The sequence below is a fragment of the Bradyrhizobium sp. USDA 4451 genome (assembly GCF_054822585.1).
In genome coordinates this window covers 6,343,850-6,363,558 of the sequence record NZ_JBTRCH010000001.1, presented here as the reverse complement: position 1 = coordinate 6,363,558, position 19,709 = coordinate 6,343,850, and the positions used below count along the sequence as shown (strand labels likewise).

The window sequence follows — 19,709 nt, the reverse complement described above, 5'->3', positions numbered from 1 at the left end:
GCTCTTTGCCTTAAGTCTTGGGCCTGACGTCGCCGCCCGACACCAGCAGCACCGAGGCCTTCGCCTTGCCGAGCACGGCGGCCGCGACGCTGCCGAAATTCAATCTGTCGCCCTGGATGCGGTCGACGCCGATCACGACCAGGTCGGCCCCGCTTGCTGTGATCTCCTGCAAGATGGCGACCTCGGGCGCGGTGTTGGCGCGCAGCCGGGTCGCGACATTGATGTCGTAGCGCGCCGCGGTCGCCGCGATGTCCTTCAGGATCGCTTCCTCCGGCGCCAGCGACATGCTGGGGCTGGAGCGGCGGGCGCCCCTGTCGCGGGTGGTCGAGACATAGACCACCTGCAACGGTTCGCTGGCGAGACGCGCCAGCGCGATCGCGACCTCGGCGCCGCGCCGCGAGACGTTGCTGCCCGAGACCGGCACCAGGATTTTGCGCGCATTCGCTGCCGGCTCGTCTGCGTGTACGCCCTTGGCGGCGGCGATCGCCAGCGGGCCGTCGAACCCAGAGGTCAGCTCATTGATCCGCCGGTCGAAGCCGCCATCGGGGCCCGCGACCGCGTCCATGCCGACCACGAGCAGGTCAAAGCCCTTTTTGGCTTCCTCGGCGATCGCCTCCGCCGCCGTCTCTTCGGGCGCGCGGCTGATGACGTCGACATTGCCGCCGCCGTCGGCGTCGGCCTCAGCGCTGGCCTCGGCGCTGATCTTGGCCGCGTTGATCACCGTGGCCTCCGGGCTCTCCGCGTCGGTATGGTTCTGCTCCGGCAGCTTGGCATGCGCCCCGACATGCAGCACCGTGATCGGCAGCCCGCGGCCGCCGGCGAGCAGCCCGGCAAGATGCGCGGCGAATTTCGCGTTGGTGCTTTGGTCGACCGCGAGCAGCAGCCGCTCGAGATTGGCGACGAAGCCGCGCTGCTCATATTCCTCGCGCTCCAGCCGTTCCTTCTCCTCCTTGCCGAGCGGCAGCCGCATCAGCGCGTTGCGCAGCATCGGCGGCATCGCCATGGTGGTCAGGATCGCCATGGTCACGATCATCGAGAACAGGGTCTGGCTCAGCACGCCCATCGCCAGGCCGATGGTTGCGATGATCACCTCGGTCGAGCCGCGCGCGTTCATGCCGCTCGCCAGCGCATAGGATTCCTGCCGGGTCAGCCCGCCCAGCGCGCCGCCGGCAAAGGCACCGCCGAACTTGCCGATGCTCGCGATCAGGATCAGCGCGGCGGTGAGCGACAGCACCGACGGATCCTTCAGCACGGTGAGGTCGGCGCTCAGCCCGGCGAGCCCGAAGAACACCGGCATGAACAGGCTGGAGATCAGCCCGCGCAGCCGCTCGTCGATCTGCCGGGTCAGGATCGGGGATTCCCCGACCAGCACACCGGCGATGAAGGCGCCGAGCACGGTATGCACGCCGATCAGATGCGTGATGCCAGCCATCCCGCTCATCAGGAGCAGGATTGCGGTAATGACCGCCGCCGACGAGACCAGATTGTCGTTGGCCCAGCGGATCAGCCGGAACACCAGCCGGCGGCCGATCGTGAAGCTGACGGCGAGGAAGGCGAGGGTGCCGAAGAGCGCCTGCGCGACCGACAGCACATCGAGCGTGCCGCGCGAGGCGAGGCTGAAGATGACGGCGATGATGATCCAGCCGATGGTGTCGTCGATGATCGCGCTGGCGACGATGATCTGGCCGACATTGCGGCGCATGAAGTTCATCTCGCGCACCACGACGGCGACGATCTTCACCGAGGAGATCGACAGCGCGGTGCCGAGGAACAGCGCGGCGATCAACCGCGCCTCGGGGTGCGGCAGCAGGCTCTGCGGCAAGACTTCGCCGAGCGCAAAGCCGCAGGCGAACGGCACCGCGATGCCCGCGATCGAGATCGTCATCGCCGCGCGGCCGACCTTGCGCACCAGCTTGAGGTCGGTCTCCATGCCGGTCAGCAGGAGCAGCAGCAGGATGCCGATCTGCGCGATGCCGTCGATCAGCGCCTTCTGCTCGCCGGACGGCGGAAAGACGACGTCATGGGCTGACGGCCATAGCCAGCCGAACAGCGAGGGGCCGAGCAACAGGCCGCCGAGCAGTTCGCCGATCACGGAGGGTTGGCCGATCCGCTGCATCAACTCGCCGAGGCCGCGGCCGACTGCGATCAGCAGCGCGATCTGGACGAGCAGGATGAACTCGGACGGCTTGCCCGCTTTGCCGCCTTCGGCGCCGGCTACCGTGACGGTCGCAAGCAGGATGATGACCGCCCAGATCGTCGGTTGAAGCCGCCGCCTGCGGATCGCCATTGCCTCTCCGATTCCGAACATTCCAGCGCGGCTCGCTCCACCCCTGGCCGCGTGCGGTCAACGCCGGCTTTCCGAAAGCGATCCACCAGCGGTCATTTTGGAACCGACGGCGCGCGCAGTTCGTTTTGCTCACGATGCGTTCATCCTCATGATGCGATGATCTTCATGAGCGAGCCTGACCGCCGAGCGGTCTTGGCTCAGCTCGCGCGCACGGGAGGCTGTGATGGCAACCAGATCCAATCTTTCGAAGGCAGAACTGGCACGGACCGTTGCCGGTGCCACGTCAGCGTTGGTGCTGAGCGCGCTCGCTTTGTTCGTCGCCGCGCACCACCTGAGCGGCAGCTAAGGGGCGGCGTGTCCGCCAATGACGGGCAATCCTGAAGTCAGGCAATCACCAGAGCACGAAAGTCCCGATCAGGAGGCCGGCCGCAAATGCCCAAAGCCCGAGGGTACAGGCCGAGATGACCCGGGCGAAATTGCGCAGATCGACGTCTTGCATCGCAGTGCGGGATTGATGCGGCACTTGCAGGCACCCCCTGCGGTCGCAGCCTTTGGCTGTCGCTGCCAGGCAGGCTGTTCCCGGGAGGTGCCCAAATGAAGGCAATCAGCGGTGGCATCGATCACGGATTTGCGAGGTGCCGTCCCAACGCCCGGTATTTGCTGTCTATTCCTCGTCGTCATCAGGCTCGACGACCTCGAACCTGGAGCGGCTGAAGCGACCCAATCCGCCGAGCTCGTAGTAACCGTCACGTTCGATATCCCTGGTCACGTCATAGACGCGGCCGAGCGCGAGCGTGTCCCGCTGTAGGGTGTTGTCGACGCAGCGAACGCGAAAATACTTGCCGGTTTCGGCCATACGCTCATCCTGGATTGCTGGTCTGGTCGCCGTTACGTGTTGCGTGACTCCGCGATCGCAAGCGGCATCCCGGCCGTCGGCCGATCACGAAATTTCCTTCGGCAGGTTCCACTCGGGCGCGGGGGTGCACACTTCACCGTCGCCGGGAATCTGCTTCATGTGATAGCCGGCCGGAATCACCATGCCCGGCGCCTCGTCCGCGACCGGAACGTCGAAGATCAGGCCGGACGTCAACGCATGCTCCCAAGCCTGCTTCTCGGTCGGAAAAGCCTCGTCGATTTGCCGGTCACGATCGAACAGCGCATAGGGCATCGGGTATCCTCGCTGCGGGCGGCTCGTGTCGCCAGCCTGCGTGTCAAAAACGCCTGGGCGCCGGGCGGCGTTCCTAAATCCGGCAGGTCAGGACGGGAGAGACGTTGCTGTACCATGCAGCTCAGGTTCGTCCGGCATGGCAGCGCAGCCTCGGGAACCGGAAGCCCCGCGCAGGGAATGGATTTTGACGTCCCGAACCGCTAGGTAAGTCGACAATCCCGGCCGTCACACCAATTGGCGTCACCTCATGCTGATCACATTGCTTCTCGCTTTGATCCTGCTGTTCGCGCTATGCGGACGCGTGTCCTACCAGATCGGCTTTCGTGACGGACTCGAGCAGGGCTTGACCGATTCCTATCAGCTCTACGCGACGAGAGCAGACGCCGCCAATGACGGGCGGCCCGGCAAGCAAGAGCCCGGCAAGGTGCCGTTCAGGATTTCGTCCAGTGCGCGTGTCCTGATCGGATCAGCTTTTTTTGCGCTGATGTCGAGCGCTGCGCTTTATCTGGTTCCTGCGAGCCCGCTCGATCCGAGTCTCATCCGCGGTGCCTTCCGCCTCTACAAGGGACATGCGTATCTCATCCCCGTCAAATATGTCGACGGCGCGCTCGAGGCCGCCCGGCTGTATGAGGACGACAAGCTGCTCGGCCCGGCAAACAGCGTCCAGCAGGAGATCATCGACAAGGGCGCCGGCCGCTTCGCGTTCTATCGGGATACCTGGAACTATTTCGGTCCCGCCCTGATGTTCTCGACAAGCGACAATAGCGACCCGAACACCAACGGCAGGAAGTATCACCTCAGGTGATGGGGAGGCCGCCGCTGCCCGGCAGATGGTGTCGCTGCCAAAATATCGAAAACAACCCCATGCAAAGGAGCCGTCGGCTTGCCGGCTTGCGACATGGCCACCTGACATGTCGGGCAAATCAGCTCGGGCAAATCAGCGGCATATTATCCAGAAATTGCGCGGGCGTGCCTCACCCTGCGCTATGACGCACGCTGCGCTATGAGATGTGGCCGCAGCCGTCTGCGATTGCCCCGTTCGCGGGGACGACAATGTGCTTGGCGCGCGTCCACAGCCTCCGCCGAACTTCGCGATTGCCGGCTGCCTCATGTTCGGGCAATGACGATGCAATGAACAAGAGCTTCGAGGAAACTGCCGCTCGTCTGGCGCCGGCGATCTTTGTCGTGCTGTGGAGCACGGGATTCATCGGCACCAAATACGTCATCAACAATGCCGATCCGCTGACCTATCTGGCGATCCGGATGGCGCTCGTGGTGGTGGTGATGGCTGTCATCGCCGGGGTGGCGCAGCCGAAATGGCCGGACCGGGCCGGCATCTTCCATAGCGCGGTGGCCGGCATCCTGGTGCACGGCTTCTACCTCGGCGGCACCGCGATTGCGATCGCGCACTCGATTCCGGCCGGGCTCTCGGCGCTGATCCCGGGCCTGCAACCGATCCTGACCTCGACCATCGCCAACCGCTGGCTCGGCGAGCGCGTCACGCCGCTGCAATGGGGCGGGCTGGTGCTCGGCCTCGCCGGCGTCGTGCTGATCCTGCACAACCGTCCGATGACGGGCGAGGCGGGCTGGGGCTGGCTTGCCTCAGGCGTCTCGCTGATCTCGATCACGCTCGGCACGCTCTATCAGCGCCGCTACTGCAATGCGATCGACTGGCGCGCCGGCAATCTGGTGCAGTACGTCGCGGTGACGATCTTCTTCGGCATCGGCGCGTGGCTGTTCGAGAGCAATGTCGTGCATTGGACCAGCGAGTTCGTGCTGGCGCTGGCCTGGCTGGTGTTCGCGCTGTCGATCGGCTCGATCGGGCTGTTGTACTGGCTGATCCGGCACCATGCCGCGACCTCCGTCGCGAGCCTGTTCTACCTGGTGCCGGCGGTGACGGCGCTGATGGCCTATGTGCTGTTCGGCGAGAAGCTCGACGCAGTCGCGATTGCCGGCATGGCCGCCTGCGCCGCGGCGGTGCTGCTGGTCAATCGCCGCGCCTAATCTTCGCATAAGCCGCAAGCGCCCGCTCGCGGCCTTGCTTGTGATCGACGATCGGCTGCGGGTAGGTCTTGCCGAGCTCGACGCCGGCGCTGGCGAGTTCGATCGGCGTCGCGGTCCAGGGCTGATGGACCAGGTTGTCGGGGAGCTGCGCCAGTTCCGGCACCCAGCGCCTGACATAGGCGCCGTCGGGATCGAACTTCTCGCCCTGCAGGACCGGATTGAAGACGCGGAAATAGGGCGCGGCATCGGCGCCGGAGCCGGCGACCCATTGCCAGTTCGCCGGGTTGGAGCCGGCATCAGCATCGACCAGCGTGTCCCAGAACCATTGCTCGCCGGCGCGCCAGTCGATCAGCAGATGCTTGACCAGGAACGAGGCCACCACCATCCGCACCCGATTGTGCATCACGCCGGCGTGCCAGAGCTCGCGCATGCCGGCGTCGACGATCGGGTAGCCGGTCAGGCCGCGCTGCCATGCCTTCAATGCACTGGCGTCTCGTTTCCACGGAAAGGCGTCGAAATGCGCCTGCAAATTCTGCTCGGCGAGGTCAGGAACGTCGAACAGGAGATGGCGGCAGAACTCGCGCCAGCCGAGCTCGCTGAGGAACTTGTCGATGTCGCCGGCCAGACGTGGGTGCTCGGCGGCGGCGAAGCGCGCGGCGTGCCAAATCTGTCGCGGGCTGATCTCGCCGAAGCGCAGATGCGGCGACAGGCGCGAGGTGCCGTCGCGGTCGGGTCGGTCGCGGTCATCGGTGTAGCCGCGGATGCCGTCGTCGAGAAAGGCCTTCAGCCGGGCTTGGGCCGCAGCTTCGCCCGGTGTCCAGGTCTCGCGCAGGCCGCCGGCCCAATCGGGCCGGGTCGGCTCAAGCTGCCAATCGTCGAGGTCTTCGCTCGCGACGCCGCCGATCGATGTCAGCTGCTTCGGTGCTGGCAGCGATTTGGGCGGATCGCCGAGCCCCTGCACGCGCCGCCAGAATGGCGTGAACACGCGCAGGCCGCGGTTGTCCTTGTTGCGGATCGCGTTGGGTTCGATCAACAAGTCGCCCGGCAAGATTTGCGAGTCTATGCCATCACTTGCGAGCGCCGATTCAACGTCGGCGGCAACCGCTTGATGCGGCGCCTGCGCGATGTGGTTCCAGAACACGGCGCTGGCATTGGTTTTGCGCGCCAGCGTGGTGATCACGGAGGCGGCCGGTCCGGTGCGCAGCACCAGCTGCCCACCGATTGCCTCAAGGCTCTTGCTGAGCGCGCGCAGCGACTGCGCCAGCCACCAGCGCGTCGCACCCCCGAGGAGACGCGCGGCCGGAACTCTCAGAGCGCGGCTAGCTTCGTCACGAACGTAGAGGCCAACCACGGGAGCGCCGCGGCTGGCTGCCTCGTGCAGGGCCGGGTGGTCCGACAGCCGCAGATCGTCGCGGAACCAGACGATAACGGGCTGTGTCCTTGCCACTCGACCTCGTCGTTCCGGCCGTTACTTCGGCTGCGGCACGATGCGGATATAAGGCTTCGGCTCTTTCCAGCCCTGCGGATAGATCGTCTTGGCCTCGTCGTTGTTGACGGAGCCCGCGATGATCACATCCTCACCCTGCTTCCAGTCGGCCGGGGTGGCGACGCGATGCTTGGCGGTGAGCTGCAGCGAGTCGATCGAGCGCAGGATCTCGTGGAAGTTCCGACCCGTGGTCATCGGATAGACCATCACGAGCTTGATCTTCTTGTCGGGGCCAATGATGAAGACGTTACGGACGGTCTGGTTGTCGGCGGCGGTGCGGGTGAGGGGATCGCCCGAGGTCGAGGCCGGCAGCATGTCGTAGAGCTTCGACACGTTGAAATCGGTGTCGCCGATCATCGGGTAGTTCGGCGCGGCGCCCTGGGTCTCCTTGATGTCCTCGGACCATTTGGCGTGGCGATCCACCGGGTCGACCGACAGGCCCATCAGCTTGACGCCGCGCTTGTCAAATTCGGGCTTCAGGCGGGCCAGCGCGCCGAGCTCGGTGGTGCAGACCGGGGTGAAGTCCTTCGGATGGGAGAACAAAAGCGCCCAGCTGCTGCCGATCCAGTCATGGAACTTGATCTTTCCTTCGGTCGTCTCGGCTTCGAAGTCGGGGGCGACAGCGCCAATCTGAAGTGCCATGATGTTACCTCATCCCTTTGAAGTTGCGGATAAATTTGTATTTGAGGTGGTCTGTTCCAGTATAGGACGCGAAAAGGCTTAAGTGAACGGGTTCTGAAAAAAGGTGAAACATTTCTCCTTTGGGGTGGAATTCCAAGCAACTTGTTTTGATCCAGGCCGCTGCGGCGAAATATCAACTGCGGCACAAAAGCTTGGAAATGCCTAGATAAAGCCGCTTATCGCCGTCATCACGCCGGCCTCGACGACCCCTTGGGTGCTATAGGACTGAACCGTGACAGCTTCCAAAGCGACCAAATAGCAACCATCTAAAAATCTCGGAACCGAAGTTCCGAATCGTTAACCACTCGTTTACGCCCGCATGGAAAAGCTGGCCTGAGATAGGAATTGAAAGCTCCCACAATGTCTACCCCAAGTACCAAGACCGCTGAGGCTCTCAGCGGTGCGTTGCATCCATCCTGCCGCAAGACCGCCGCCCATGCGCTGACCATCGTGCGCGACGGCGTCATCACCGGCGAAGGCCCGACCACCAAGGGCCGTATCCATTTCTCCCGCTCCCTCGATGCCGATGACGCTGCCTGGTGCGCGCGCATCCTGACGGCGGCCGCGGTCGAGCATCAGCCGGTCAGCCGGGCCGAGATCGAGGCGCTGTTCGCGATCAACGAGGCGGCTGCCGAGCGCAGCGATGGCGGCCGGTTCGACGACCTGCTCGCCAAGGCGATCGCCCATCATGCCGCCTCCGAGTCCGGCCTGCCGGTGCCGCCGCGCACGGTGGCGCTGTCCGCGGACACCGAGATCGATCGCTGGGCGCCGACGCAGGGCGCCAAGATCGACACCAAGGTCCTGGAGTGGATCGCGGGCCGGATGCGCGGCCAGCGCCGCACCGGCCGTGCACTGGCTGCAATGGTGGCGACGCTGGTCGGCGCCGCGGCACTGCCGCTCGCGACCCAGCTGCCCAACGTGTTCGACATCGGGATGATGTAATCATCCCGAACGAAACGGCTTCAAGCGGAGGCGGCGGGGATCACTTCCCCGCCGTTTTCTGTTTGCCGTCGCTCTCCTCGAGCCCGAGCGTCCGCCCCGGGAATCCGGCGACGTCGAAATACCGGGTCGAGAGCACGCGCTGGAATTTCAGCACCGTGCGCAGCCCGTTGGCCGACGCTTTCTTCGATACCAGAGTGCCCTCGGCCATCTTCGGCACGATGCCGTTCGGCAGCGCTTCCGACATCACCCGGCCGATCAGTCCGCCGTTGTTCGGCGCGCGCAGGCCGAGCAATTGCGCCGCGGTCATGCCGACGTCGGCGTTGCTGACCGGCAGCGGATCGACATAGCCCGCTTTGAAGTCGGGGCCGATCGCGGCGGTGAAGTTGTAGGTATCGCCGCGGCTGAAGCTGCCATGCATGCCCTGGCCCTGGCGCAGCACGGTGTCGGCGATCTGCACCGAGCAGTTGGTCGGGATCGGGCAGCCGCTCGACCAGGAGCGGAAGTTGACCACGATCGACGGGTTCGGCGTCACCGCCTTGCCCTTCAGGTTGAGGTTCGACATCGGCAGCGTGCCGGGGAAATTGCCGAGCTTGTCGTCCACGAAAAGGCCGCTGACATAGTCCTGCTCGAGCAGCGCCTTGATGACGCGGTCGGCGAGCTTCTTGTCGCGGTTCGGCAGGTAGATCAGGTCCGAGCCGCCATTGGTCGCGATCACGACGTCGGGCTTGGTCGGATCCTGGCCGAGCACGCCGTTGCCGGCCTTCGGATGGGCGTTGTCGGCGACCTTGGCGTTCTTGTCGTTGGGGTCGAACAGCGGCAGGTCCAGCGCCTTGGCGAGATCGATCGCCAAAAAGCCCATCGGCAGGAAATCCTTCGGCGTGTCGTCATAGGCGATCTTGGCCGAGGGGCTGGTCTTGCTCTCCTTCGAGATCGTCGAAAAGCCGTGGTCGGAGGAGACCATGATGTTGGTGGTGGCGGACAGCCCGAGTTCGTCGAGCGCCTTGCGCAGCTGGGCGAGGTTGTTGTCGGCATTCTTGATGCCGGCCATCGAGGTCGGGCCGTTGATGCCGGGGGTGATGGTGTTGAGGCTGTCGCCGGTGTTGTGCTGGCTGCCGTCCGGATCGCGCGACCAGAACACCAGCACGAACGGCTTGTTGCGCGCCTTGAACATCGGCAGCACCACCTTGGTCGCGACATCGGCCATGTAGGCCTGCTGGGCGACGTTGGCGACCGTGGTGCCGGGCGTCTTGGCGTCACCGGCCTTGGCGTTATCGCCGCGGCTCGGCGTGGCGAGCGGCAGCCCGGCCTTGGTCAACGCGTCCTTCATCTCGTCGGAGAGCGGCACGCCGGTCTTGCCGCCGGTGGAATCGTCGATCACGATCGTGTTCTTGCCGCGATCGGTGTGATCGAACAGCAGGGTGGGCCCGACCTTGCCGATGGCGGCGGTGCTGAAACCCTGGCCGCGGGCCATCTTCAGCAGCGTCTCCTCGTTGAGATAGTCGCCGTTGAAGTGATCGTCGATATCGGCGAGCACCGCGTCGTTCTCGATGAACGGCACCACGGTGTCGCCGGCCGGCGCCGAGGTGTAGCCGGTAAAGATCGTGTTGGAGAAGGTGCCGGTGTCGCCGAGATAATGGCCGGTCGATAGTGCCGAGCTGTTCGCCATCGTGAAGGTCGGGAACAGCGAATGCGAGTTCTTGAAGTGGACGCCCTTGTCGCGGATCTCGGCCATCGCCGGCGCCGTCTCCGGCGTCACGATGCCGCCGCGCAGGCCGTCGGGGACGAACAGGATCAGGTTGCGGGGCTTTGCATTTTGCGCCGAGGCGGCGCCCATTGAGAGTGCGATCATGCTCGCGGACAGCAATGTAATGGCACGACGCATCGTGTTATTCCCCCTGATGAAGCCCCGCGGCAGCCCGCCGCAGCCTTCGTTTAGTTTTGCCATATGACAGAATTGTTACAGCACCGGTTCGGCGCTGCAACTGCCGGATTTTCCTCGGCGACTGCCGGTCAACATATCCTCATTCCGCCGGCTGAATCGCGGTCCTCTCATTCTGCGCAGCGCTGCCGACATGGCCGTACCGTGCATAGAGCGCAGGCAGCACGGCGAGCGTCAGCAGGGTCGCGCTGATCAGGCCCCCGATCACCACGGTGGCGAGCGGCTTCTGCACCTCGGCGCCGGTGCCGGTGGCGAAGGCCATCGGCACGAAGCCGAGCGAGGCCACCAGCGCCGTCATCACCACCGGCCGGAAGCGGGTGAGGGCGCCTTGCTCGATGGCGTCACGAAGCGGCACGCCTTGCTCGCGCAATTGCCGCACGAAGCTCAGCATCACGAGCCCGTTCAGCACGGCAACGCCCGACAGCGCGATGAAGCCGACCGCCGCCGAGATCGAGAACGGCATGCCGCGCAGCCACAGCGCCGCGATGCCGCCGGTGAGCGCCAGCGGCACCGCGCTGAACACCAGGAGCGCGTCGCGCACTGACCCCATCGCCGCCAGCAGCAACAGGAAGATCATGGCAAAGCAGGCCGGCACCACGACGGCAAGGCGCCGGCGCGCCGCGGCGAGATTCTCGGATTGGCCGCCCCAGCTCATCCAGTAGCCCGGCAGCAGCTTGACCGCTTGCGCGACTTTCGTCTGTGCTTCCTCGACCACCGAGCCGAGATCGCGGCCGCGGACATTGGCCGTCACCACGACGCGGCGCTTGCCGTTCTCGCGGCTGATCTGGTTCGGCCCTTCGGTGAAGGAGAACTGCGCCACGCGGTTCAGCGGCAGGCTCTGCACCGGCGAGCTCGGCGTTGCCTTCGGCAAGGCGACCGGCAGATTGCTCAGCGCCTCGAGATCGGAGCGCACGCTCTCCGGCAGTCGCACCACGATGTCGAAGCTGCGGTCGCCCTCGTAGACGACGCCGGCATCCTGGCCGCCGACCGCGGCACCGATCACATCATGGACTTCGGAGACGCTGAGGCCTCGCCGGGCGATCGCCGCCTTGTCGACCTTGATCTCGAGCACGGGGAGGCCGCTGGCCTGCTCGACCTTGACGTCGGTCGCGCCGCGCACACCGCGCAAGGCGGCCGCGATCTGGTTGGCCGCCCTCTGCATCGGCTCGAACTCGTCGCCGAACACCTTGACGGCGATGTCGCCGCGAACGCCGGCGAGCAGTTCGTTGAAACGCATCTGGATCGGCTGGGTGAATTCATAGACGTTGCCGGGCAGCCGGCTGACCGCCTTCGAGATGTCCTCGATCAACAGCTCCTTAGTCAGCGATGGATCCGGCCAATGCGCGCGCGGCTTCAGGATGATGAAGGTGTCGGAGGCGTTCGGCGGCATCGGGTCGCTCGCCACTTCCGCGGTGCCGGTCTTGGAGAATACGAACGACACCTGCGGGAAGCGGCTGACGGTCTTCTCGACCGCGAGCTGCATCGCCTGCGACTGCGACAGCGCGGTGCTCGGAATCCTCAGCGCGTGCATCGCGATGTTCTTCTCATCGAGCGAGGGGATGAACTCCTGGCCGAGACGGAAGAATCCGAACAGCGCGGTGGCGAACAGCACGACCGCCACGGCGATCACCGGGACGGGCGTCGTCACCGCGCGCCGCAGCAGCGGGCTGTAGCAGCGCTTCAGCGCGGCAACCAGCCAGTTTTCCTTCTCTTGCACGCGGCCGGTGATGCCGATCGCGATCAGCGCCGGCACCAGCGTCAGCGACAGCACGAAGGCGGCTGAGAGTGCCAGGATCACGGTCAGCGCCATCGGCTCGAACATCTTGCCCTCGACGCCGGTGAAGGTGAGCAGCGGCACATAGACCAGGAGGATGATGGCCTGGCCGTAGAGGCTCGGCTGCACCATTTCCACGGTAGACGCTCGCACCGTCGCCAGCCGTTCGTCGCGCGTCAGGATGCGGCCGAGCGTATGCTGCTTCTCGGCGAGATGACGCAGGCTGTTCTCGGTGATGATCACGGCGCCATCGACGATCAGGCCGAAATCCAGCGCGCCGAAGCTCATCAGATTGGCGCTGATGCGGCCCTGCCACATGCCGATGGCGGTCATCAGCATCGCGATCGGGATCACCAGCGCGGTGATCAGCGCCGCCCGGAAGTTACCGAGAAGGACAAAGAGCACCGCGATCACCAGCAGCGCGCCTTCGCTCAGATTGCGCGCCACGGTACCGATGGTCGCATCGACCAACTGGGTGCGGTCCAGCACCGTCTCGACCTTAACGCCTGCCGGCAAGGACGGCGTGATCGCACGCAGTCTGGCGTCGACCGCGGCCGACACCGTGCGGCTGTTGGCGCCGATCAGCATCAGTGCGGTGCCGACCACGACCTCGCGGCCGTTCTCGCTGGCGCTGCCGGTGCGGGTCTCGCCGCCGATCGAGAGCGTGGCGAGGTCGCGGATCCGGACCGGGACGCCGCCGCGCGTGGTGACGACGACGGCGCCGAGCTCCTCGATATTCTCGAGCCGGCCGCCGGAGCGCACCACGAAGCCTTCGCCGTTGCGCTCGATATAGCGCGCGCCGCGGCTGACATTGTTGCTCTCGATCGCCTTGGCGACGTCGGCAAAGGTGAGGCCGAGCGCGATCAGCTTCGCGGCATCGGGATGGACCTGGTACTGCTTGAGATAGCCGCCGATCGAATCGACGCCGGCGACACCCGGCACCATCTTGATCTGCGGCTTGATGATCCAGTCCTGCACCGTGCGCAGATAGGCGTCCTTCTCGACCTCGCTGTGCAGCACCTGGCCGTCCGCCGTCAGGAAGCGGCCGTCGCTTTGCAGGCCCGGCGCGCCGTCGGTCTCGACCTTGTCGCCGGAGTAATGGACGGTCCACATGTAGATCTCGCCGAGACCTGTCGAGGTGGGGCCGATCCGCGGCTCGATGCCTTGCGGCAGGCGCGCGCGGACTTCGGTGAGGCGTTCGCCGACCTGCTGGCGGGCGAAATAGATGTCGGTGGATTCGCTGAACACCGCCGTGATCTGCGAGAAGCCGTTGCGGGACAAAGAGCGTGTGCTCTCCAGTCCCGGTGCGCCGGCGAGCGCCGTTTCGATCGGGAAGGTGATCTGCTTCTCGATTTCCGCCGGCGACAGCGCCGGCGCCACGGTGTTGATCTGGACCTGCTTGTTGGTGATATCAGGCACCGCGTCGATCGGCAGCTTGGTCAATGCCAGGCCGCCGATGAGCATCAGGATCGCCGCCAGCGTGACGACGACCCAGCGCCGCTGGATCGCGAGAGCGATGATGCGCTCAATCATGGCCGTGCTCCGCCTCGTCCTTCTCGACCTCGGCCTTCAGCGTAAAGGTGTTCTGCACCGCGATGGCCTCGCCGGCGGCGAGGCCGGAGACGATCTCGATGTCGTCGTCGTCCTCGCGTCCGGTGCGCACCGACCGCGCCTCGAAGCCGTCGGCATCGCGCACGAACACGGTCGGTGTCCCCTTGATGGTTTGAAGTGCGTTCTTCGGGATGATGACGGTCGACGGCGCGCCTGACAGCGGGACCTCCGCGGTGACGAAGGTACCGGGCTTCCAGCGGTGATCCTTGTTGGGCATGGTCGCGATCACGCGGGCGTTGCGGGTCTCGCGGTCGAGCAGGGGGCTGACGAAGATCACGCCGGCGCTCGCTTCGTCCTCGGTGCCGATGGCGCGGATCTTGACCGACACGCCTTCGCGGACTGCGTTGATATCCTCCGGCGAAACCGCCAGATCGACCCAGATGTCGTCGAGATTGACGATGACGTAGAGTTCGCTCTCCTGGCCTTCGCGCCCGATCAACCCTCCGAGATCGACGCGCCGCTCGGACACCCGGCCGCTGATCGGCGCGCGCAGGAATTGGGTGCGCAGGCTCTCCGGCGGCTGGTTCGGCAGATCGGCGATCTCGCTTTCCGACAGGCCGAGCGCAAACAGCTTCTGGCGCGCGCCGTCGAGCTTGATCTGGGCGTCGTTCGCGCTCAGCCGCGTGCGCAGGAACTCGTTTTCCGAGACGATGCGGGTCTCGACCAGCGTCTTCTGCCTGATGTAGAGCGTCTGCTGCAGATCGTTGGTGAGCCGTGCGGCGAGGTATTCGCTCTTGGCGTCGGCCACCTCGCGGCTTTCGATGGCGGCGACGATCTCGCCTTTCTCGACGACGTCGCCGAGACGCTTGCGCAGTTCCGTGACGGTGGCGAGCACGCGGACCGAGACGCGGCCGATATGGTCGGCGTCGGGGATCAGCGATCCCGGCGCGAGGAAATGCCGCTTCAGCATGCCGCCGCTGGTTTGCGCGAGCGTGATGCCGGCTTCGCGAATCTGGTCTTCGCCCAGCTCGATATGTCCGGGAGCCTCGTGCTTGGCCTCGGCCTTCTGCGGGCTCTCGGACGCAGCCTCAAGCGTCGTGGCCGGGAACTTGACCGGCCAGCCGATCCCTCCGGCCGCGAGCAATACCAGTGCAATGCCGGCGGTCACGCCGCCGAAAAATAGAACAATCCGTTTCATGTGCGCCTCTCCGCAGCGCCGGCCAATGGCCGTGCGCTGTCGCGACATCGATCTGTGCGGAAGCATGCGCGCTGCCCAAGGGCAGCCGCGCACGGCCGGTCATGCCGACCGGATCAGGCGCGGGGTGGTTTGAAGGGAGAGAGGCGCTCGGCCGATGCCGGCAACTCGATGCTGCTGTCCGCGTAGCTGTGCGGCGCATAGGCGATCGGGAACGCCGTTTCCTGCGGAGCGACCGAGGCGACGTGCGTCAGGCAGTGATCGCCATGCAGTGAGGCCGGATGCGCGGGGGCCTTGCCGCCGGTGTCGTTGATCGACTGTGCGATCGAGAAGACAGCGGCCGCATCGTCCTCGCCATCGAAGGCCCAGCCGTGGAAGAACGACAACACCAACGCAACCGAGATCAGCCCCGCAAGCAGGCTGCGCCAGCGGCGCGGTCCCGTTGCCTGAGAGGAAGACTGAATCATGGTGTGCGAAGCGGCCATGGCGCCTACTTAGCGCCGTGACCGCGTGCATTCAAGTTCGCGACCGCGACAGATTGGCCGAGGATACTATAACGTTACACGCCCTCGGCGGTTCGGCGCAGCAACCACCGGCGCGCGGCGACCACGGCCCAGATCGCCTCAACCAGGCCGAACGGCCAGGCGCCCTGCAGGAAACCGTAGGCCGAGCCCAGCGCGCACGACACCGCAAAGGCCAGGATGAACCAGGGGCTGCGATCTTCGGCCGCGTAGCAGACCAGCATCATGGTGACGGCGAACAATCCGAACAGCGTCAGCGCATCCATCGCGCGCTCGAACCCTTGTTGTAACACTGTTGATATCTGAGCATGCTTGGGACGGAATATCCATCCAGCGTCGTCGCCCGAAAGGATTGCCCCATGAAGCGCATGCATGTCCACGTCGCCGTCAAGGACATCCCGCAATCGGTCGGCTTCTACTCGGCGCTGTTCGGGGCCGAGCCCACAGTGGTCAAATCCGACTATGCCAAATGGATGCTTATCTTTTAGCCCGGATGAAGCGCAGCGAAATCCGGGCGCGCGCTAACCGCGGACACGGCTCCCCGGATTGCGCGGAGCCTGTTATCGGGCGCGTATTCGCGCGACCCGTTGGCTTCATACGGGCTACCCGGCAGCCGTCGCGTCGGCGCAACCGGCTACCGCCGTAAGCAAACGCTTAATGCCTGCGACATATTATCCCGGCGTCGACTCCCCTCCGTGCTAACAGCCCCTTAACCATGCGGCTTTTGCCACTCAAGGATCCTGAGCGGTCCTGGCGTCATATCAAGGCACAATGGAAGAAGGACGCTGAAGGCGTCGGAGAGGATTTTGCCACTTTCGGCGGCATCGCCGCCTTCGAGGCCCTGACCGCCAGGGAGGGGGACAGCCAGGGTCTGTATCACCTGACCGACGGAGAGCGGGTCCATGCGGTCTGCCAGGTCCGCCGCCTGTTGATGAGCCGGTATACCGCGCCGGCGCTCAGCGCGCGCTTCGTCAATGTGTCCCCGATCTACGATCTCGGCCTCGCCGGGACCGCCGACTACGCGCAAATGCTCGTGGCGCTGTTCTCCGGCGTCGTCTGGCTGTCGCGCGATGCGTTGTCGGCCAACCACATCCGCTTCCTCCTGAAGTCTCCGGGCGACTCGCAATTCTTCGCAGCACTCAAGGCGGTGACGCCGTTCTCGCCATTCTCGAAATTCACCATCGACGGCGCGCTGATCGAGTGCAGCCTGAAGGAGGCGGCAGCATAGGCTGTGGCAGTCGTCTCCTGACGATCGTCCTGCCGATCGCGCTCGTGTGCGCATTCGCCTTAACCGTCCGATAACTGATTTTCCTAACGACCCCTTGGGTTGTGCTCCCTTAGAAGGGCACCCACAGGGGCAGGAAAATGTCGGTTGTCCAAACGAGCAGCGTGACGCCGGAACACCGGCGGCTGTCGATCAAAGGTGTGTCGCGCGCCACGCGGATGAGGGCCGTTCAGTGGCTCGTCCTGAGTGCCGCGCTATTGGTGCTCGCGATCACGCTTGGCACCGGCTACCTCGCGCTGCAGTTCCGCGAACGCGCGCTGGAGGTATCGGAACGCGAGCTCAACAACACCGCGCTGTTGCTGTCGCGGCATTTCGACCAGCAGCTCAGCGACCTCCAGCATGTCCACGACGACATCCTGAATTATCTGCGATCGGAGCAGGTCGAGACCGCGGATCAGTTCGAGAAAAGCATGTCGCTGCTTAGCGCGCACGAGATGCTGCGCACGCGGCTAGCAGCGCTGCCGCATGTCGGCGGGCTCAATCTCTTCAACGCCAAGGGATGGCTGATCAACTCGTCCGAGATGTGGCCGGTGCCCGACATCAGCATCGCTGACCGGCGCTACTTCAAGGAATTCACGTCGGGACGGCCGACATCGCCCGTGATCGTCGAGCCCGCGATGAGCAAGGTGACGGGCAACTGGACCACGGTCTTTGCCCGCAAGATCACCGGGCGCAACGGCGAGATCATCGGCTTTGCGAGCCGCGGCGTCGAGCCCAGCCATTTCGAGGATTTCGTGGCCTCGCTGGCGCTGAACGGCGACACCGTGATCTCGATGATCCATCGCGATGGCACCATCATCGCGCGCTATCCGCAGGATGCGAGCGTGGTCGGCAGCAACATCACCGACCAGTCGCTGTTCCGCAAGATCATCGGCCTCGGCGGCAACACGTCCGGGCGGTTCATCGGCGCCGCCGGCGAGGAGAATGTCGGCGCGGTCCGCTCGCTGTCGCACTTTCCGATCCTGATCCTCGCCACCACGAAGACCTCCAGCGCGCTGGAGGACTGGCGCGCCCAGACCAAGCTGCAGTTCTGTGCCGCGGTGCTGGCGGTGCTGATCGTGATCATGATGGTGTTCCTGATCGTGCGTCAGTTGCAACGGCAGCACGATGCGGCGCAGCGCCGGCTGTCCGAGAAGAGCCAGCACCTCGACACCGCAATCAACACCATGACGCAGGGGCTGTTGCTGTTCGACGCTTCGGCGCGGCTCGTGATCTGCAACCAGCAATATATCGACATGTTCGGCCTGTCGCCCGACATCGTCAAACCCGGATGCCATCTGCGCGACCTGGTCCTGCATCGCCAGGCGCTCGGCTCGTTCGTCGGCGATGTCGACGCCTACTGCGCCCGCTTCACCGATCCCAGGGGTGACCAGGTCCGGGACTCCCTGATCATGACGCCCGACGGCCGCAGCATCCGCCTGATCTACAAGCGCGCACCGGACGGCGGCTGGGCCACCACGCTCGAGGACGTCACCGATGGGCGGCGTGCGCAGGCGCGGATCGAATATCTCGCGCATTACGATGCGCTGACCAATCTGCCGAACCGGGCGCTGTTCCAGCGCCACGCGGAAGAGCTGCTGCGGGAGGCCGGGGTGCGCGAATTCGCGATCCACTATATCGATATCGACGAGTTCAAGCGGATCAACGACACGCTCGGCCATCCGATCGGCGACGAATTCCTGCGCCGCGTGGCCGAGAAGCTGCGGCAATCGGTCGGATCGAACGACTTCATCGCGCGGCTCGGCGGCGACGAGTTCGCGATCGTCCAGCACGACATCACCTCGGACGACGACGTCAGCGACCTCGTGGCGCGCGTCTATCAGTCGTTGCGCACGCCGTTCGACTGCCTCGGCCATCGGCTGTCGAGCGATGCCAGTATCGGCATCGCGATCGCCCCGCGCCACGGCTCCGACCTGTTCGGCCTGCTGAAATGCGCCGACCTTGCGATGTACGCGGCCAAGGCCGCCGGCCGCAGGACCTATCGCTTCTTCGATCCGGCGATGGAGAAGCAGGCCAATCTGCGCCGTGCGCTTGAGGCCGATCTGCGGACCGCGCTGGCCGAGGGCGGCTTCGAATTGCATTACCAGCCGCTGGTCGACCTGCGCAGCGACGAAGTGACCGGCTGCGAGGCGCTGCTGCGCTGGCGCCATCCGGTGCGCGGCATGATCTCGCCGGCGGATTTCATACCGGTCGCCGAGGAGACCGGATTGATCGAGGAGATCGGGCAGTGGGTGCTGCGCACCGCCTGCATCGAGGCGGCGGCCTGGCCGGCGCATGTACGGCTTGCGGTCAACGTCTCGCCGATCCAGTTCAGGTCGGAGACGCTGGCGCTGAAGGTTGCCAATGCGCTCGCCGAGAGCGGGCTCGACCCGCGCCGGCTGGAACTCGAGATCACCGAGGCGGTGCTGATCGCCGATGACGATGCCGCGCTGGTCACGCTCGGCCAACTCCGTGCGCTCGGCGTCCACATCGCGCTCGACGATTTCGGCACCGGCTACTCGTCGCTGCAATATCTGCAACGGTTCCCGTTCGACAAGATCAAGATCGACCGCAGCTTCGTCAAGGAAGTCACCCGCAACTCGGGCTCGGCCTCGATTATCCGCGCGGTGGTCTCGATCGCCCGCCGACCGCAACATGATCACGACGGCCGAGGGCGTCGAGACCGATCAGCAGCGCGACACCGTGCAGATGCTCGGCTGCACGCAGATGCAGGGCTATCTGTTCAGCAGGCCGGTGCCGGCGCAGGATGTCCGCACGCTGCTCGCGGCCGACAGCGTCGAGGACGCCGCCTGAGGGCGCCGCCTTCGCGCAGGGAGGGCTCGCAGCTTCCACAGGAAAAGTTCCAAAAAATCGACCTGAAACGCGACGGATGCGGA

Annotated in this window: 15 protein-coding genes and 1 pseudogene; 6 read left to right on the top strand and 10 right to left on the bottom strand. The window is 65.3% G+C overall.

Annotation, left to right across the window (positions count from 1 at the left end; translation table 11 throughout):
• Positions 1–10: 10 nt before the first annotated feature.
• From ACVMB0_RS29535 to ACVMB0_RS29525, 3 genes are all read right to left on the bottom strand, one after another.
• Positions 11–2,287, bottom strand: coding sequence for a cation:proton antiporter domain-containing protein (locus tag ACVMB0_RS29535; RefSeq protein ID WP_461348496.1), 2,277 nt, complete (start codon positions 2,285–2,287; stop codon positions 11–13).
• A 664-nt stretch (positions 2,288–2,951) separates the two neighbouring features.
• A complete protein-coding gene (locus ACVMB0_RS29530) occupies positions 2,952–3,143 on the bottom strand; it encodes a hypothetical protein (protein WP_456754265.1) in 192 nt (63 codons plus the stop codon).
• An 84-nt stretch (positions 3,144–3,227) separates the two neighbouring features.
• The gene (locus tag ACVMB0_RS29525) at positions 3,228–3,455 is read right to left on the bottom strand and encodes a hypothetical protein (protein ID WP_456754266.1); all 228 of its coding nucleotides are present in this window, start codon (positions 3,453–3,455) and stop codon (positions 3,228–3,230) included.
• Positions 3,456–3,702: 247 nt separating this feature from the next.
• Between ACVMB0_RS29525 and ACVMB0_RS29520 the strand changes: the two genes are divergently transcribed.
• Together ACVMB0_RS29520 and ACVMB0_RS29515 are read left to right on the top strand one after the other, a co-directional pair.
• Positions 3,703–4,260: a hypothetical protein gene (locus ACVMB0_RS29520; RefSeq protein WP_461348495.1), complete on the top strand. Its 558-nt coding sequence runs from the start codon at positions 3,703–3,705 to the stop codon at positions 4,258–4,260.
• Positions 4,261–4,586: 326 nt separating this feature from the next.
• Entirely contained in the window at positions 4,587–5,459 is an 873-nt protein-coding gene (locus ACVMB0_RS29515) for a DMT family transporter (protein WP_456754268.1), read from the top strand.
• On the opposite strand, the gene ACVMB0_RS29510 is transcribed toward ACVMB0_RS29515, so the two are convergent.
• Positions 5,443–6,906 (bottom strand): cryptochrome/photolyase family protein, encoded by a 1,464-nt coding sequence (locus tag ACVMB0_RS29510; RefSeq protein ID WP_456754269.1) that lies wholly within the window; start codon positions 6,904–6,906, stop codon positions 5,443–5,445. The genes ACVMB0_RS29515 and ACVMB0_RS29510 overlap by 17 nt on opposite strands.
• A 21-nt stretch (positions 6,907–6,927) precedes the next feature.
• On the bottom strand, positions 6,928–7,587 hold the full coding sequence (locus ACVMB0_RS29505; RefSeq protein ID WP_456754270.1) for a peroxiredoxin: 660 nt from the start codon (positions 7,585–7,587) through the stop codon (positions 6,928–6,930).
• Between the two features lie 399 nt (positions 7,588–7,986).
• Between ACVMB0_RS29505 and ACVMB0_RS29500 the strand changes: the two genes are divergently transcribed.
• On the top strand, positions 7,987–8,568 hold the full coding sequence (locus tag ACVMB0_RS29500; protein ID WP_456754271.1) for a hypothetical protein: 582 nt from the start codon (positions 7,987–7,989) through the stop codon (positions 8,566–8,568).
• A 40-nt stretch (positions 8,569–8,608) separates the two neighbouring features.
• On the opposite strand, the gene ACVMB0_RS29495 is transcribed toward ACVMB0_RS29500, so the two are convergent.
• From ACVMB0_RS29495 to ACVMB0_RS29475, 5 genes are all read right to left on the bottom strand, one after another.
• Positions 8,609–10,450 carry an alkaline phosphatase family protein gene (locus ACVMB0_RS29495; protein WP_461348494.1) on the bottom strand — a complete coding sequence of 614 codons (1,842 nt, stop codon included), beginning with the start codon at positions 10,448–10,450 and terminating at the stop codon, positions 8,609–8,611.
• A 139-nt stretch (positions 10,451–10,589) separates the two neighbouring features.
• Positions 10,590–13,814 (bottom strand): efflux RND transporter permease subunit, encoded by a 3,225-nt coding sequence (locus ACVMB0_RS29490; protein ID WP_461348493.1) that lies wholly within the window; start codon positions 13,812–13,814, stop codon positions 10,590–10,592.
• Positions 13,807–15,030: an efflux RND transporter periplasmic adaptor subunit gene (locus ACVMB0_RS29485; RefSeq protein ID WP_461348492.1), complete on the bottom strand. Its 1,224-nt coding sequence runs from the start codon at positions 15,028–15,030 to the stop codon at positions 13,807–13,809. Before ACVMB0_RS29485 ends, ACVMB0_RS29490 begins: the two co-directional genes overlap by 8 nt.
• A gap of 113 nt (positions 15,031–15,143) precedes the next feature.
• Positions 15,144–15,512, bottom strand: coding sequence for a hypothetical protein (locus tag ACVMB0_RS29480; RefSeq protein ID WP_461348491.1), 369 nt, complete (start codon positions 15,510–15,512; stop codon positions 15,144–15,146).
• 74 nt (positions 15,513–15,586) lie between these two features.
• On the bottom strand, positions 15,587–15,814 hold the full coding sequence (locus ACVMB0_RS29475; protein WP_456754276.1) for a hypothetical protein: 228 nt from the start codon (positions 15,812–15,814) through the stop codon (positions 15,587–15,589).
• Positions 15,815–15,907: 93 nt separating this feature from the next.
• Between ACVMB0_RS29475 and ACVMB0_RS29470 the strand changes: the two genes are divergently transcribed.
• The 3 genes and pseudogenes from ACVMB0_RS29470 to ACVMB0_RS29460 all read left to right on the top strand — a co-directional run bounded on the left by ACVMB0_RS29470 (position 15,908) and on the right by ACVMB0_RS29460 (position 19,626).
• Positions 15,908–16,036, top strand: coding sequence for a hypothetical protein (locus ACVMB0_RS29470; protein ID WP_461348490.1), 129 nt, complete (start codon positions 15,908–15,910; stop codon positions 16,034–16,036).
• Positions 16,037–16,263: 227 nt separating this feature from the next.
• Positions 16,264–16,776, top strand: a complete 513-nt coding sequence (locus ACVMB0_RS29465) for a hypothetical protein (protein WP_461348489.1) — start codon at positions 16,264–16,266, stop codon at positions 16,774–16,776.
• Positions 16,777–16,913: 137 nt separating this feature from the next.
• A pseudogene (locus ACVMB0_RS29460) lies at positions 16,914–19,626 on the top strand (bifunctional diguanylate cyclase/phosphodiesterase).
• The last annotated feature ends 83 nt before the right edge of the window (positions 19,627–19,709 follow it).